Source organism: Vibrio sp. 10N.286.45.E10, from assembly GCF_002874195.2.
GTDB lineage: Bacteria > Pseudomonadota > Gammaproteobacteria > Enterobacterales > Vibrionaceae > Vibrio > Vibrio crassostreae.
This window is the reverse complement of sequence record NZ_MCWD02000001.1, coordinates 1,007,895-1,022,469: the sequence shown is the minus strand read 5'-3', so window position 1 is coordinate 1,022,469 and position 14,575 is coordinate 1,007,895. Positions and strand designations below refer to the sequence as shown.

Annotated in this window: 11 protein-coding genes; 7 read left to right on the top strand and 4 right to left on the bottom strand. The window is 44.0% G+C overall.

Annotation, left to right across the window (positions count from 1 at the left end; genetic code table 11):
* Window positions 1-324 precede the first annotated feature (324 nt).
* From BCU34_RS04510 to BCU34_RS04490, 5 genes are all read left to right on the top strand, one after another.
* Window positions 325-1,245: an HDOD domain-containing protein gene (locus tag BCU34_RS04510; protein ID WP_102480567.1), complete on the top strand. Its 921-nt coding sequence runs from the start codon at window positions 325-327 to the stop codon at window positions 1,243-1,245.
* 54 nt (window positions 1,246-1,299) lie between these two features.
* Window positions 1,300-2,205, top strand: coding sequence for a lysine exporter LysO family protein (locus tag BCU34_RS04505; protein WP_102480568.1), 906 nt, complete (start codon window positions 1,300-1,302; stop codon window positions 2,203-2,205).
* A gap of 174 nt (window positions 2,206-2,379) precedes the next feature.
* Window positions 2,380-2,907 (top strand): hypothetical protein, encoded by a 528-nt coding sequence (locus BCU34_RS04500; protein WP_048658401.1) that lies wholly within the window; start codon window positions 2,380-2,382, stop codon window positions 2,905-2,907.
* 119 nt (window positions 2,908-3,026) lie between these two features.
* Window positions 3,027-4,670: a pyridoxal-dependent aspartate 1-decarboxylase PanP gene (gene panP, locus BCU34_RS04495; RefSeq protein WP_102480569.1), complete on the top strand. Its 1,644-nt coding sequence runs from the start codon at window positions 3,027-3,029 to the stop codon at window positions 4,668-4,670.
* Between the two features lie 359 nt (window positions 4,671-5,029).
* Window positions 5,030-5,884, top strand: a complete 855-nt coding sequence (locus BCU34_RS04490) for a MurR/RpiR family transcriptional regulator (protein ID WP_004734686.1) — start codon at window positions 5,030-5,032, stop codon at window positions 5,882-5,884.
* Window positions 5,885-6,012: 128 nt separating this feature from the next.
* On the opposite strand, the gene BCU34_RS04485 is transcribed toward BCU34_RS04490, so the two are convergent.
* On the bottom strand, window positions 6,013-7,302 hold the full coding sequence (locus tag BCU34_RS04485; RefSeq protein ID WP_102480570.1) for an iron-containing alcohol dehydrogenase: 1,290 nt from the start codon (window positions 7,300-7,302) through the stop codon (window positions 6,013-6,015).
* A 406-nt stretch (window positions 7,303-7,708) separates the two neighbouring features.
* On the opposite strand from BCU34_RS04485, the gene BCU34_RS04480 reads away from it, so the two are divergent.
* Window positions 7,709-7,972: a GrxA family glutaredoxin gene (locus tag BCU34_RS04480; protein ID WP_009847069.1), complete on the top strand. Its 264-nt coding sequence runs from the start codon at window positions 7,709-7,711 to the stop codon at window positions 7,970-7,972.
* 250 nt (window positions 7,973-8,222) lie between these two features.
* The gene (locus BCU34_RS04475; RefSeq protein WP_102480571.1) at window positions 8,223-9,905 is read left to right on the top strand and encodes an aspartate:alanine antiporter; all 1,683 of its coding nucleotides are present in this window, start codon (window positions 8,223-8,225) and stop codon (window positions 9,903-9,905) included.
* 271 nt (window positions 9,906-10,176) lie between these two features.
* On the opposite strand, the gene fabV is transcribed toward BCU34_RS04475, so the two are convergent.
* The 3 genes from fabV to BCU34_RS04460 all read right to left on the bottom strand — a co-directional run bounded on the left by fabV (window position 10,177) and on the right by BCU34_RS04460 (window position 14,557).
* Window positions 10,177-11,379: an enoyl-ACP reductase FabV gene (fabV, locus tag BCU34_RS04470; protein ID WP_102480572.1), complete on the bottom strand. Its 1,203-nt coding sequence runs from the start codon at window positions 11,377-11,379 to the stop codon at window positions 10,177-10,179.
* 210 nt (window positions 11,380-11,589) lie between these two features.
* Window positions 11,590-13,872, bottom strand: coding sequence for an acyl-CoA dehydrogenase (locus BCU34_RS04465; protein WP_048658398.1), 2,283 nt, complete (start codon window positions 13,870-13,872; stop codon window positions 11,590-11,592).
* 55 nt (window positions 13,873-13,927) lie between these two features.
* A complete protein-coding gene (locus tag BCU34_RS04460) occupies window positions 13,928-14,557 on the bottom strand; it encodes a TetR/AcrR family transcriptional regulator (RefSeq protein ID WP_017065403.1) in 630 nt (209 codons plus the stop codon).
* Window positions 14,558-14,575: the final 18 nt, after the last annotated feature.

Genomic DNA, 14,575 nt, shown 5'->3' with positions numbered 1-14,575 from the left:
GTTGATCACCAGACAAGCAGCTTGTTATGCGAAAAATTTTAAATCTATTTTGTTATTCTATAGGTGAATATTATGGTTTTGTTTTCCACCTTTAAATAAATCATACTTCGAAAAGAAAAATAAGTCTGGACATAGTTCACATCAATCAATTGAGTATTCTGGTTTTTCATGATTGACGTCACAGTAAACTATCAAACCATGCTTGAATTTGGACACCTAGTGATACACCGGTTCAAATTATTAAAGGTTATGTGGACGGATGAGTATTGCCTCGCAGCATCGTGGCTTGTAAAATGGCAGGACATACATGTTTTTACTTTTTATATGAATCATTTATCGTTTTTCTGGCTACCACAAAATAAGACTCTTCTCTTAAAGGGTCTAGAATCAGAGTTTGCCCAACTTGTTGGCCATTCTATCTCAGCGGGAAAAATAACACTTCCTCCTATCCCTAACGTTGTACTGAAAATTCAAAAGCTCTGTACCCTTGAGTCAACCGGGATTGCCGAAGTTGCCGAGTGCCTACTCGAAGATCCAGGCCTCACTGCTATCGTCATTCGTGTGGCTAACTCTGTCGTCTTTAACCGACGTAATATTACTTGTGTTGATATCATGACAGCCGTGTCCCGCCTTGGCATATTAAGAGTTCGTGACATCGTGACAGCTCAAGCCATAGAGCAACTCAAACATTCAGTGAACCTAAGCAGAGAATGTAATGAGTTATTGATTAATAGCGCTTCTGTATCCAAAGAGCTGGGCGCCACCATGGTATTGGTTACCAACGGCTTCAAAGAGCTCTCTCCTATTGAATACCGCTACCTTGAACATGAAAAATCACTGCTTGTTGGATTGCTGGCTGATATTGGCTTGTTCTGTTTGGTTAGCGAATACCACCTCTACCTCGAAAATGGCAATTACCTAGACCACGACATTGCTCTACAAATCTTCCAAGGCCAATGTTCTGCTACCAGTAAATTGGTGCTTAATCGTTGGGGCTTCGACAGCGACTTTATTGATGTGTGCAGCAATACCATCAATAACCTCGAACAACGTGAAGTGTCTTACTTAGATATCGCTCGAATCGCTAACCACCTACTAATGTTCAGAAACAAGGATGAGAATATCGATGAACACGAAGTTGAACTTAATGTGACAGGTGCAGAGGTGCTCTATAAATTAAGCAACTTGAGCAAACATGATTTTAATGCAAAGCTAAGCGACGTGATCAATACTAGCGGCTTCTAAGTCACTGTTAAGTGACAAGTAAATGTAATATGAAGTAAATGCAATGGGGAAAGCATGTTTACAGGGATGATCTTTATATTTGCGCCACTCGTCGTGGGGTATCTTTTTTCTATTTCGAACGCTCAGACGCTAGAATTCATCAACCGCTCGACATCGCGGTTGATCTACGTGATTCTGGCGTTAATGGGACTCAGCTTAGCCGCTCTCGATAACTTAGGCAGTAATCTACAGACAATTCTTCTTTACACCGCCACTTTCTTCGTCTGTTTAAGCGTTTGTAACCTGATGGCGCTGCCCGCTATTGATAAGTTACTGCCACTCAAGACTGACAGCAGTAACAAGAAGCTTCCCCTTTCTTCTATGGCAATGGAATCTGCCAAGCTGATCCTAGTGGTGGGTTCAGGCCTTATCGCTGGCTTAGCACTGCCTATTGGCCTCGATTGGGTTGATACCGCAAGCGAATGGATTCTGTTTGTTCTTCTCTTCTTTATCGGTATTCAACTGCGTAATAGCGGGCTGACACTTCGTCAGATCCTGCTCAACAAACACGGCATGGTTATCGCAATCACGATCATCACGACCTCAATGTTAGGCGGTGTGATCGCTGCTTACATCCTTGATATCCCTCTTTTCAAAGCCCTAGCTATGTCTTCTGGATTTGGCTGGTACTCGCTGGCAGGTATCTTGATGGGTGACGCCTTTGGCCCTGTCTATGGCGGCGCATCGTTCATGCTTGAGCTATTAAGAGAGTTGGTTGCTTTGGTACTGATTCCAGTGCTGATCCGCAGCTATCCATGTACCTCTATTGGTTATGCTGGTGCTACTGCGATGGACTTCACCTTACCGGTTATTCAAACAACAGGCGGCGTTCGATGTGTGCCTATCGCTATCGTCAGTGGCTTTATCCTAAGCTTGCTTGTTCCGATATTGATGTTGTTCTTTGTATCTCTTGCTAACTAGATCGCAGGAATAGCGTTTGTTTTAGATTAGAATGCAACTCGAATACCAATGCCCAAGACACCGATACAGTTACCGAAATAAAAAGACACTAAGTGTCATTGCTCAACAAATAATGATCACGGTAATCTGTAACGACAAAGTTATAAAAAGAATAAACTTACAAAAGGAACCACTATGAAACGCCTTTGCGTCGCATTACTGCTAGCTTCAACTTCTACCTTCTCTTTTGCAGCAGATTCAATGTCTGAGACAAACCAATGCCAAGCAAAAAAATATGATGCGTACATTGATGCATCTTTGAATTGGTATGCCGACCTTGCTGCATTAACCTCTGAACAATATCCAGAGCTAACAGAAGTCAGTGAGTGGTTCCTAGAAGGCCGTAAACACCACTTTGAGCTTAACCGTGCAGCGGTAAACTACTACCTTGTGAACGATTCAAGTAAAGTAGCAACTGAACAACCGGTGGAAGCTTGGCTGCAACTTGAGCAACACGACATTAAAACGTTATCAACACGTGATGATGAGCTTGGCAAAATCGCGAAAACAACGTTCGACGACCGCCAATCAACGCCTCATGCTCAAAACTACGAGCTACGTTCTGCGTTTGCAGAGCTGCTTAGCCACCCTAAGCAAATCGACACAGCGCTGCAGCGTTACAACCAGTCGATTAGTAAACTTGAAGCGATTAAGTGTAAATAACCCTTGGTTTAATGCGCTTTTATGAGAAGTTGGATTTCATAATTAAGACGGGACATTGTTCCCGTTTTCGTTTAGATTGTCCCGCTCGCGTCAATATAAAAAAAAATAACTCGCTTGCTATGGTTACGGAACAAAAAACAGCAGATGTTAGCTTCGACAGTCTTTTACGTATCTTCACGGTACCGGAAGGCCCAGATTCAACACTCACTCAAATTGAAGACAAACTTTCACGAAACCTGAATCAATTCTTACGTGAACACATTGTGGCTGAAGAAAAGCCACTGCGTGAAATTGAGAAAGATTTTTCAAATGCTCATATCCCAGAGCAGCCTGAGTTTGTTTCTGAACATACTGAGCATCTCCTCGATTCTCTCGTGTCTCATTCGGTTCATACGTCTTCGCCAAGTTTTATTGGTCACATGACGTCTGCCCTGCCGTACTTTCTGATGCCGCTTTCTAAGATCATGATTGCGTTGAATCAGAATCTAGTAAAAATCGAGACTTCCAAAGCTTTCACTCCCTTAGAACGTCAAGTTCTGGGCATGTTACATCGCCTGATTTATCAAGATAGCGACCAGTTTTATTCTCGTTGGATGCACAGTGCAAACCACTCATTAGGTGCGTTTTGTTCTGGTGGTACCATTGCGAACATTACCGCGCTGTGGGTTGCACGCAACAATGCCCTAAAAGCCCAAGGTTCGTTCAAAGGTGTAGAAAAAGAGGGCTTGTTTAAAGCCATGAAGCACTACGACTACGAAGGCCTAGCCATCTTAGTCTCTGAACGTGGTCACTACTCTTTGAAAAAAGCCGCAGATGTCCTTGGCATTGGTCAAGAAGGTCTAGTGTCTGTTAAAACGGATAACGACAACCGCATTTGCACTGACGATCTAAGACTCAAAATCGAGCAGCTTAAGCAGAACAAGATTAAGCCTTTCGCCGTGATCGGTGTGGCTGGTACAACCGAAACCGGTAATATCGACCCGTTAAGGGACATTGCAAAGGTGTGTGCCGAAACAGATTGTCATTTCCACGTTGATGCAGCTTGGGGCGGTGCGACCTTGATGTCTAACAATCACCGTCACCTACTTGATGGTATTGAGCTAGCCGATTCAGTCACCATTGACGCACACAAACAGCTTTATATCCCTATGGGTGCGGGCATGGTTCTGTTTAAGAAGCCAGATGCGATGACAGCGATTGAACATCACGCTCAATACATACTTCGTAAAGGCTCAAAAGATTTAGGCAGTCATACGCTTGAAGGCTCTCGTTCAGGCATGGCAATGCTGGTTTACGCCGCAATGCACATCATTAGCCGTCCAGGCTATGAACTACTGATCGATCAGAGCATCAACAAAGCGCGCTACTTCGCCGACCTAATTAAAGATCAGAGCGACTTCGAACTGGTTTCTGAACCTGAGCTTTGCCTACTGACCTATCGCTACGTTCCTGAAGCTGTAAAGGCAGCATTGCTTAAGGCTGATCCTGAACAACGCGTAGAGCTAAATGAACTTCTTAACGAACTCACTAAGTTTATTCAGAAAAAACAGCGTGAAACGGGTAAGTCGTTCGTATCTCGTACTCGCTTAAACCCTGAAGCGTGGGCACATCAGCCAATCATCGTTTTCCGCGTGGTGTTAGCAAACCCACTAACGGGCAATGATATTCTCTCTTCAGTGCTTGAAGAACAGCGTGAGATCTCTAAACTAGCACCTAACTTGATGGGCAAAATCACCAAACTGGTTACGCAAATCAACGCATAGTCATTCAATTTTAGTTGCATCAAATTGAAAATTTCTTTCTTTTTGATGTAACTAAGCTGTCAGTTCATACTCAATTTGCATTCTTTTTGCTCAAACCCTCTTCCAGTTCTGTAGTTTTCTAAAATTTTGTTGAGGTTTGTCATATTCTTAAGCATTCATGCCGTGTTTTTGTATTAGTAAATAGTATGTTGGGTTTATACTGACTCTATGGTGCTAGTTAGCTTGATATCTATTTGATGCAGCAGTATTTACGATACCCAATCTAAGTTTGGTTTTGTACTTATTGATATTTGTTTCAGCCATACCCCCTGGTAAAAGATATTAACTAGCAAGTTGTTCTCTATACCCTTGTGAACACTATGAATACATTAGAAAAAATACAAAAAAACCTGGAAAATTTCAGCAAGTCTGAGCGTAAGGTAGCCGAAGTAATCATGGCTTCCCCTCAAACTGCAATTCATTCTAGCATTGCTACCTTAGCTAAAATGGCTGACGTGAGTGAGCCTACAGTTAACCGCTTCTGTCGTCGTTTAGACACAAAGGGCTTTCCTGACTTCAAACTTCACCTAGCTCAAAGCTTGGCGAACGGTACACCTTACGTGAACCGTAATGTTGAAGAAGATGATGGTCCGGATGCTTATACGCATAAGATTTTCGAATCAACTATGGCATGTCTAGACGTTGCAAAAAACAGTCTAGATGCGATGCAAGTGAACCGAGCGGTTGACTTGCTGACTCAAGCAAAACGCATTTCATTCTTCGGACTGGGTGCCTCTTCTGCTGTCGCCAAAGACGCTCAAAACAAGTTTATTCGTTTTAATATCCCAATCACGTGTTTCGAAGACATCGTGATGCAACGAATGAGCTGCATTAACTGCAGTGATAATGACGTTATTGTTCTTATCTCTCACACTGGTCGCACTAAGAGCCAAGTAGAGATTGCAAACCTAGCGCGTGAAAACGGCGCAACGGTTATCGCTATCACAGCAAAAGACTCTCCATTAGATAAAGCAAGTTCGCTTTCTATCTCATTGGATGTACCGGAAGACACAGACGTTTATATGCCAATGGCAAGCCGAGTTGTTCAAATGACGGTGATTGATGTGTTAGCGACAGGCTTTACACTGCGTCGTGGTTCTGGTTTCAGAGAGAACCTAAAGCGTGTTAAAGAGTCTCTTCGTGATTCACGTTACGAGAAATACTCTCAGTTCTAACCTTCTAGGGTTCGAACAAAGAGCCCTTAGGATACGAACCAAAATATAGCTATTAAAAAACGGAGCCTAGTGCTCCGTTTTTGTTTGTCTGTTTTAAATGCTTTATGCAGCGAACAGGTCGAAGGCCGTTAAATAGTCCAACTGTTGCCTTTCTCTACCACGCTGTTCTCGGACGCATAAGAGTTAATAATGGTAAAGCTAGACTCTACTGCAGATTCTTCAAATTGGTTCATTGAAGCCGCCTCATGATCCCCTTCTCCACAACTGCACTCCTCGCAAACCTGTTTCAGAATATGCACTAGCCTCTCTTGGTTTAACGGCAAAGGGTTTCCTTTGATAGCCACTGACTTGAGCGCATCGGCAGAAACCTCATCAAACTGAGCTTCACAGACGCCAAATTCCTGCAAATTGGGGAACTTAAGCGTATCCAGCACTTCAGATAACCAAGAAATCGCCTCTTCTTCTTTTGCTTCGGAGTTACCTATCACTATCTGAGCGATTTGCTGATAACGCGCTAAGATGTCTAATCTTTTCTCTTCTCTCGCAACCGCAATATTTTCCAGCATCACGAACGGGGCTAAGCGCGCGGTAATCACACTGTGAGGCGCTGAAATCTTGCCTCCTAATGCAGAAGCCAAACCATGGGCAGCACCAAGCTTGGCGTTTGTTATCGCCATACCACCAAGCATAGAAGCAAAAGCAAGATCAGAACGTGCTTGAGGCTCGTCATAAACACACGCCCGAACCACAGAACTACTCAACTTGCGCAGCCCTTCTTCACAGATCATATCGGTTAACGGGTTGGGTTCACCACACACGTAGGCTTCCATTAGATGAGTAAATGCATCCATCGCACCTCGTCCAGATAGATACAGATTAGTTCCATGAGTTAGGGTTGGGTCGACAATCGCAACGTCAGCCAGCATGTCTGGGTTTCTAAGGCTTACTTTCACTTGGTCTTGCCCTGATTTCAGCACCGCGTTTTTAGTGACCTCCGCGCCGGTGCTCGCAGTGGTTGGAATAGCAATAAATGGCAGAGGTTTAGTTTTAAGAGGTACATTACGCCCGACGACTTCAACATAGTCGTATAAATTGCCTTGATTAGGTAAAACCGCAGCTAACGCTTTTCCCATATCGATGGCACTGCCTCCACCCATCGCGACTACCATATCTGGCTTAAATCGACGGGCAGAAATAGCGGCCTCTTCGACCATTTTAATATTAGGTTCTCCGGAAACGGCAATGTGTTGATAACGCATACTCTGCGCATCGAGATAGTCAGTAACAACTGAAGTGCGCTCTAATGTATTGCCTGTAACCAATAGCACGCTATAGCCGTATTGATTAAAGAGAGACAATGAAGCGGAAAGTGCTCCATCACCAAAGATGATCTTTGTAGATGTCATAAATTGAAACATGGTGCCTCCTGCGCCTATGACTGAACAAAACTGCGAACTCTTGGTTGTTGGAATTTAGTCTTTGTATCGTGCATCAGTATTAAGATGCCTCGTTCTGTATGAGCTTTTTTTGACGAAGTGCAACTTGTCGCATTAAAGATGGATTAAAGTCGTATTCTTAGGGGTAATTCACACTCTTAAATTAAGGGTAATCAATCTAGATACCTATCAGAAATCAACATGGATCCTTTTTGTGACCATTATTTGCTCTGATAGACAAAACCTATTGTATTAAGAGGTAATTCCATCTTTATTTCCCCATGGCATTGAGGCATAGTTGGTTTTAAGAAATTTTGAGTGGCATTCACTAAAGAATAGTTAACATAATCGAGTTAACGAGCCTCATCCCGTATTTAGGAGAAATTAAATGTTTGTAGTTATTTTTGGTCGCCCTGCTTGCCCATTCTGTGTTCGTGCAAAAGAGCATGCTGAAACTCTTAAAGCTAAACGCGATGACTTCAACTACCGTTACGTTGACATCCACGCTGAAGGCATCAGCAAAGCTGACCTAGAAAAGACTGTTGGTAAGCCTGTAGACACAGTGCCACAAATCTTCATCGACCAAGACCACATCGGCGGCTGCACAGAATTTGAAGCATACGCAAAAGAAAACCTAGGTCTTTTCGACTAAGCTAGGATTTCTCACAAGAGAATCGAGGCTAAGACCTTAAACAACTGACCAATTTATGCGTTGGACTGTACGATTTATAGAAAGCCCGCTCATTGTAGCGGGCTTTTTTTATGACCAGTTTTCATACGGAATAAGAATAAGGTCAAAATCAAGTAAATTAGCAAAATATCGCTTATAATTTATTTATATTTAGATACAATTCACCTCTCAAACTTACCCTGTGTTTCACGCCAATTATTGAGCGACCACTGTGAATATCGACGTTGTTTTTCTGTTAGAACAAAACCCCATTCTCCTCATCTTTGTTGTTTTATCGATTGGATTAGCCATTGGTAAAATTCGTTTCGGTAGTCTCCAACTCGGCAATTCAATCGGTGTTCTGATTACTTCCCTCGTTATGGGACATCTTGGCTTCTCTTTTAATGCAGATGCACTCACCATTGGCTTCATGCTGTTTATTTACTGTGTTGGAATTGAAGCGGGTCCAAACTTCTTCGGTATCTTCTTCAGAGACGGTAAGCACTACCTCATTCTGAGCCTTGTGGTACTTTCTACAGCGATTGCCCTAACCTATTTCAGTAGTCATTACCTTGGTTTAGGCTTTGGCTTGTCTGCCGGCATGATGGCGGGTGCGCTTACAGCAACCCCAATTTTGGTAGGCGCACAAGACGCGCTCAACTCAGGCTTAGCAGAAGTACCAAGAAATATGGATTTGAGCCTGATTATCGAAAACCTATCGGTGGGTTACGCGATGGCTTACTTGGTTGGCTTAATCAGCATGATCATGTTCGCTCGCCTGATTCCAAAGCTGCAAAAAGTAAACCTGCACGACTCAGCTGAACAGATTGCTCAAGAACGCGGTTTAGGTGCTTCTGGTCAACGTAAGGTTTACCTTCCTATCATTCGTGCTTATCGTGTGGGACCAGAGCTTATCTCTTGGACTGACGGTAAGAACCTGCGTGAATTGGGTATCTATCGCCAAACAGGTTGTTACATCGAGCGTATTCGTCGTAATGGTATTCTTGCCCACCCAGATGGTGATGCTATTCTGCAAGAAGGCGATGAGATCGCATTGGTTGGTTTCCCAGATAGCCACGCTCGTCTAGACCCAAGCTTCCGTAACGGGAAAGAGGTTTTCGACCGTAACTTACTCGATCTACGCATAGTGGAAGAAGAGATTGTCGTTAAAAGTGACAATATCGCAGGTAAACGCCTTTCAGACTTAAACCTGTCTGAGTACGGCTGTTTTCTTAACCGCGTAGTACGTGCTCAGATTGAAATGCCGATGGACTTAAACATTGTGCTTTCTAAAGGTGATGTACTGCAAGTGAGTGGCGAAAAGAGCCGTGTCCACGGCCTAGCAGAAAAAATTGGTTTCATCTCAATTCACAGTCAAATGGCAGATTTGATGGCCTTCTGTAGCTTCTTCATTCTGGGTATTTTGTTTGGTTTGATCACCATGACATTCGGTCAGGTTTCATTTGGACTAGGTAACGCAGTTGGCCTGCTTCTATCGGGTATCATGCTGGGCTTCTTACGAGCAAACCACCCTACTTTCGGTTATGTACCTCAGGGTGCGTTGAATATGGTCAAAGACCTCGGCTTGATGTTCTTTATGGTCGGTATCGGATTAAGCGCCGGTGGTAAGATATTCGAGCACTTAACCCAAGTCGGCCCTCAGGTCATTGGTATTGCTCTCGTAGTGAGTGTGCTGCCTGTATTCTTCGCTTACTTGGTTGGTGCTTATGTTTTGAAGATGAACCGAGCGCTGCTGTTTGGTGCAATCATTGGTGCGCGAACCTGTGCTCCAGCAATGGACATCGTAAACGACCACGCTCGCTCAACCATTCCAGCACTAGGTTATGCGGGTACTTACGCGATAGCCAATATATTGATGACCCTAGCAGGTACTTTCATCATCATAATTAGCTAGCGCCTACTGCATTAAAAGCAGCCAAGCTTAGATATTTCGAATGCACTAATTCATCTTTGGATTAGTGCATTTTTTGTTAGTTCTTCTCTTCCGCTTGCTCTTAAATCTCTTCGAAACCGATACTCGCTTCTCGTATCCCGTATCCGCTCTTCAAACTCTTCGAATACCGCCACTCATATCCTGCATCTGCTCTTAATTTCTTCACTCAAATAACAGACAAAAAAATAGGCGCTCAATGAGCGCCTATTTCGTTTTGATTCGATTGTTTGAATTAGATGTCAGCTACATCAAATTCAACAGCTGGGTTAACGTCAGCTTCGTAATCAACGCCTTCAACACCGAAACCGAACAGCTTCAAGAACTCTTCTTTGTACTCTACGTAGTCAGTCAGTTCTTTTAGGTTCTCAGTTGTGATTTGAGGCCATAGGTTACGACAATGCTCTTGAATGTCGTCACGAAGTTCTAGGTCGTCTAGACGTAGACGGTTCACTTCATCGACTTCTGCTGCGCTGCCATCTTCTTTGTATAGACGTTGGCTGAACATACGGAAGATCTGTTCCATACAACCTTCATGAATACCTTCTTCACGCATCTTCTTGAACACCATAGCGATGTAAAGAGGCATAACAGGGATTGCAGAGCTTGCTTGAGTCACAACAGACTTAAGAACAGCAACGTTTGCAGTACCGCCAGTTTGACCTAGTTTCTCGTTAAGCGCTGACGCTGCACGGTCTAGATCCATCTTAGCTTTACCTAACGCGCCATCCCAGTAGATTGGCCACGTTAGCTCTGTACCGATGTAGCTGTAAGCAACTGTCTTACAACCATCAGCTAGAACACCGGCTTCAGATAGAGCGTTGATCCAAAGTTCCCAATCTTCACCGCCCATTACAGTAACAGTGTCTTTGATCTCTTCTTCAGATGCAGGCTCAACACTTGCTTCGATGATCATGTCTTTGTTTGTATCAACAGCTGTTGATGTGTACGTTTCACCGATAGGTTTCAGAGCTGAACGAATAACTTCGCCAGTCTCTGGCATTTTACGCACTGGAGACGCCAGTGAGTACACAACCATATCGATTTGACCTAGATCTTCTTTGATCAGGTCAATCGTTTTCTGTTTCGCTTCGTTAGAGAAAGCATCGCCGTTCAGGCTTTTTGAATACAGGCCTTCTTCTTTAGCTAGCTTGTCGAACGCTGCTGAGTTGTAAAAACCAGCTGTGCCCGGCTTTTTCTCAGTACCGGCTTTCTCGAAGAAAACACCGATAGTTGAAGCGCCGCCACCAAATGCAGCCGCAATACGTGAAGACAAGCCGTAGCCACTTGAAGAGCCAACAACTAGTACACGTTTAGGTGCGTTTGCGATTGGGCCTTGAGCTTTTGTGTAAGCAATTTGTTCTTTTACATTAGCTTCACAACCGACTGGATGTGTTGTAGTACAGATGAATCCGCGAATTCGAGGTTTGATGATCATATTCAACTTCCTTAAAAAATCAGGTTAAGGATAAAAGTTTCGTACGCAAATGGCATCTAATTTCTGTAAAAATGTGGTGAAAATGCAAGTGGTTGGAGCACTCAGCGAATATTTGCTGACTAAGTCACCATTTGTTAACGCGTCTATTGCGACTTCTACGACAAAAACAAAAAAAGGCACCTTATTAGGTGCCTTTTGTCATTTCTTTATCTAAGCAACGCTATTTAGCTTAGGTTTTAACTCTTTTCGCGTCAAAGTTTCGCTGAAGTCATGACTGAAGTGATCAACTTGAATCGCTGCGTAGCGTAGTTTGTCTGCTGCAATGATTTGGTCAACTTCGTCTTGAGTAAGAACGTCTGCCGCCAGAGCTTGGGCAAGTTTATCTTGCAGTAAGCCTTTACGAGCTACTTTGCCCTCTTTCACTGCTTTGAAGATCTTACGCTCAAGAGGCTTAATGCTGTACATCGCATTGAACGCATTCTCCATTAGGCCAACGCTATCCTCTTCTTCTTTACCGATGTAGCAAAGGTGAGTCAGACGTTCACGGTGTGCACCCGGAGTCATCAAGCTTTCCGCCAGTTGTACCGTTAGGTTGTCACTTGGTTTTTCAAAGTGGTTACCTACAGGGAACACTAGACCTTTAAGTACTTTACCAACCATCTTGTTCGGGAAGTTTCTGTACGCTTCTTGTAGCGATTTCGCCGCGTTATGGAAACAGTGTTGAACCGCGTAGTGTACGTAGTCTAGGTCAGCTTGTTGACGACCTTCGTCTTCATACTTTTTAAGTGCAGCAGAAGCCATGTAAAGGTAACTTAGACCATCACCTAAACGTGCAGAGATAAGCTCTTTACGTTTCAGCTCGCCACCTAGCGTCAGCATTGCGAAATCCGCACTTACTGCAAGCGCACGGCTCAAGCGAGTCAGGTCTTGGTAGTACGGCTTTGTTGGACCACTCATATCCGCTTTAATGAACTTAGAGCCTGTTAATGCCGCGCCAAACGCGCCGAACGTGTTCTTAGTCGCGTGACCAATATGCTTGAACAACAAATTATCGAAGTCCTTCGCACCTTGCTTCTCGTCTGGGTTTGCAGCCGCTTCCATCTCGCTTAGTACGTATGGGTGACAGCGTGTCGCACCTTGCCCGAAGATCATCAGGTTACGAGTTAAGATGTTCGCACCTTCTACTGTGATAGCAACTGGAATACCTAGGTAAGGCGCAGCCAAGTAGTTCATTGGACCATCTTGAATTGCACGACCTGAGTGGATATCCATTGAGTCATTCAGAATAGTACGCGCCATCTCTGTCATATGATATTTCGCGATAGCCGTTACGATACCCGGCTTCTCCTTCATATCAAGTGAAGTAGTTGTCAGTGTACGAGTTGCTTCTAGTAGATATGTTAAGCCACCAATACGGCCTAAACTCTCTGCAACACCTTCAAATTTACCAATCGACATGCCGAACTGCTTACGAACATAAGCATACGCGCCAGTTGTTTTCGCAGTTAGGTGACCCATCGCTGTGCCTAGGGCTGGTAGTGAAATACCACGACCTGCAGACAGACACTCCACCAGCATACGCCAGCCTTTACCTGCGTAATCTGCACCGCCAATTAGCCATTCCATAGGGATGAATACATCATGACCGCGTGTCGGACCATTCATGAATGCAAGGCCAAGTGGATCATGACGCTCACCAATCACAACACCTTCGTGGTCAGCAGGGATTAGCGCACAAGTGATACCGATGTCTTCTTTGTCGCCAAGTAGTTTCTCAGGATCGTGTAGTTTGAAAGCCAAACCAAGTACCGTCGCCACTGGCGCTAGCGTGATATAACGCTTGTTCCAGTTCAGCTTAATACCTAGCGTCTCTTTACCTTCGTGCATTCCCATACACACAGTTCCGACATCAGGGATACCACCCGCATCAGAACCCGCTTCTGGGCCTGTTAGTGCGAAACACGGAATATCGGTACCGTCAGCAAGACGAGGCAGCCAGTAGTCTTTTTGATCTTGAGTTCCGTAGTGAGAAAGCAGCTCACCAGGACCAAGAGAGTTTGGAACCATTACTGAAACCGCAGTACTGATACTACGCGTGGCAATCTTAGTTACGATAGTTGAGTTAGCGTGTGCTGAGAATTCACGACCGCCGTACTCTTTCGCAATAATAAGAGAAAAGAAACGCTCTTTACGTAAGAAGTTCCACACTTCTTCAGGAAGGTCTCGGTCTTCTTTTACAATTTGGTGGTCATCAAGCATAGCCAGCAAAGTTTCAAGCTCATTATCCATGAACGATTGCTCTTCTGCTGTCAGCTGAGGTTTAGGATATTGGTGCAGCTTAGTGAAATCTGGTTTGCCAGAAAACAGCTCTCCGTCCCACCACACGCTACCTGCTTCCATCGCTTCTTTCTCGGTGCTAGATAGTGGTGGTAGTACTTTTTTAAAGAGTTTAAAAGCTGGGTCACTTACCCATTTTTGTCTTAGAGAGCTCATAGTTCAGATCCTTTTGTTCACTATATTGGTTGTGAATGTTTCGCTTTTTATTGTTTTATTCTTCTGCTGACATGCCAGCGGCTAAATATGGAATAAGAATATCGACCACTGCCTTAGCATCTATCTTTCTGTCATAGTCATTCTCTGCAATTTCTACCAGAGCCTGACTTGATGCCATGGTGAATACACAAGTCCCTAGGGTGAAGTGTAATCGCCAAAATAACTGTTCTTGAGTGAGGTTCGGATTCGCCTTCATTACTGACGTTGTAAACAAAGAAAGTACTTCGCTATAACGGGTAGTAATGAACCAACGCAAGTGTCCTTGCACATCCGTATAGCCTCTGCCGATAAGTAACATGAACCGGCTTGTACCATTTGGCCTAACATCATTAAGTGCTCTTAGTGGTTGTCTCAAAGACTCAAACACGTCACTCATAGAATACGTTTCGTTCAAGTTTAAGTTCACTAATGCATCTTGCAGTGCTGGCATAAATGCTTCTAAGTAACGATTGAGTACCGCACGAACCAGAGTCTTCTTATCGCCAAAGTGATAGTTCACTGAAGCTAAGTTGACATTCGCTTTACTCGTAATCGTGCGTAAAGAGGTGTCATTAAAACCGTGCTCAGCAAATAAGCCTTCAGCCACATCTAAGATTTTGTCTTTGGTTGTACTTCTTGGTGCCATTTCAATCACTCGTATTAA

What these genes read in the sequence shown, in the direction of transcription:
- BCU34_RS04510 (WP_102480567.1), top strand. Translation starts at nt 325, where the DNA reads ATGAATCATTTATCGTTTTTCTGGCTACCACAAAATAAGACTCTTCTC.
- BCU34_RS04505 (WP_102480568.1), top strand. Translation starts at nt 1,300, where the DNA reads ATGTTTACAGGGATGATCTTTATATTTGCGCCACTCGTCGTGGGGTAT.
- BCU34_RS04500 (WP_048658401.1), top strand. Translation starts at nt 2,380, where the DNA reads ATGAAACGCCTTTGCGTCGCATTACTGCTAGCTTCAACTTCTACCTTC.
- panP (WP_102480569.1), top strand. Translation starts at nt 3,027, where the DNA reads ATGGTTACGGAACAAAAAACAGCAGATGTTAGCTTCGACAGTCTTTTA.
- BCU34_RS04490 (WP_004734686.1), top strand. Translation starts at nt 5,030, where the DNA reads ATGAATACATTAGAAAAAATACAAAAAAACCTGGAAAATTTCAGCAAG.
- BCU34_RS04485 (WP_102480570.1), bottom strand. Translation starts at nt 7,302, where the DNA reads ATGTTTCAATTTATGACATCTACAAAGATCATCTTTGGTGATGGAGCA.
- BCU34_RS04480 (WP_009847069.1), top strand. Translation starts at nt 7,709, where the DNA reads ATGTTTGTAGTTATTTTTGGTCGCCCTGCTTGCCCATTCTGTGTTCGT.
- fabV (WP_102480572.1), bottom strand. Translation starts at nt 11,379, where the DNA reads ATGATCATCAAACCTCGAATTCGCGGATTCATCTGTACTACAACACAT.
- BCU34_RS04465 (WP_048658398.1), bottom strand. Translation starts at nt 13,872, where the DNA reads ATGAGCTCTCTAAGACAAAAATGGGTAAGTGACCCAGCTTTTAAACTC.
- BCU34_RS04460 (WP_017065403.1), bottom strand. Translation starts at nt 14,557, where the DNA reads ATGGCACCAAGAAGTACAACCAAAGACAAAATCTTAGATGTGGCTGAA.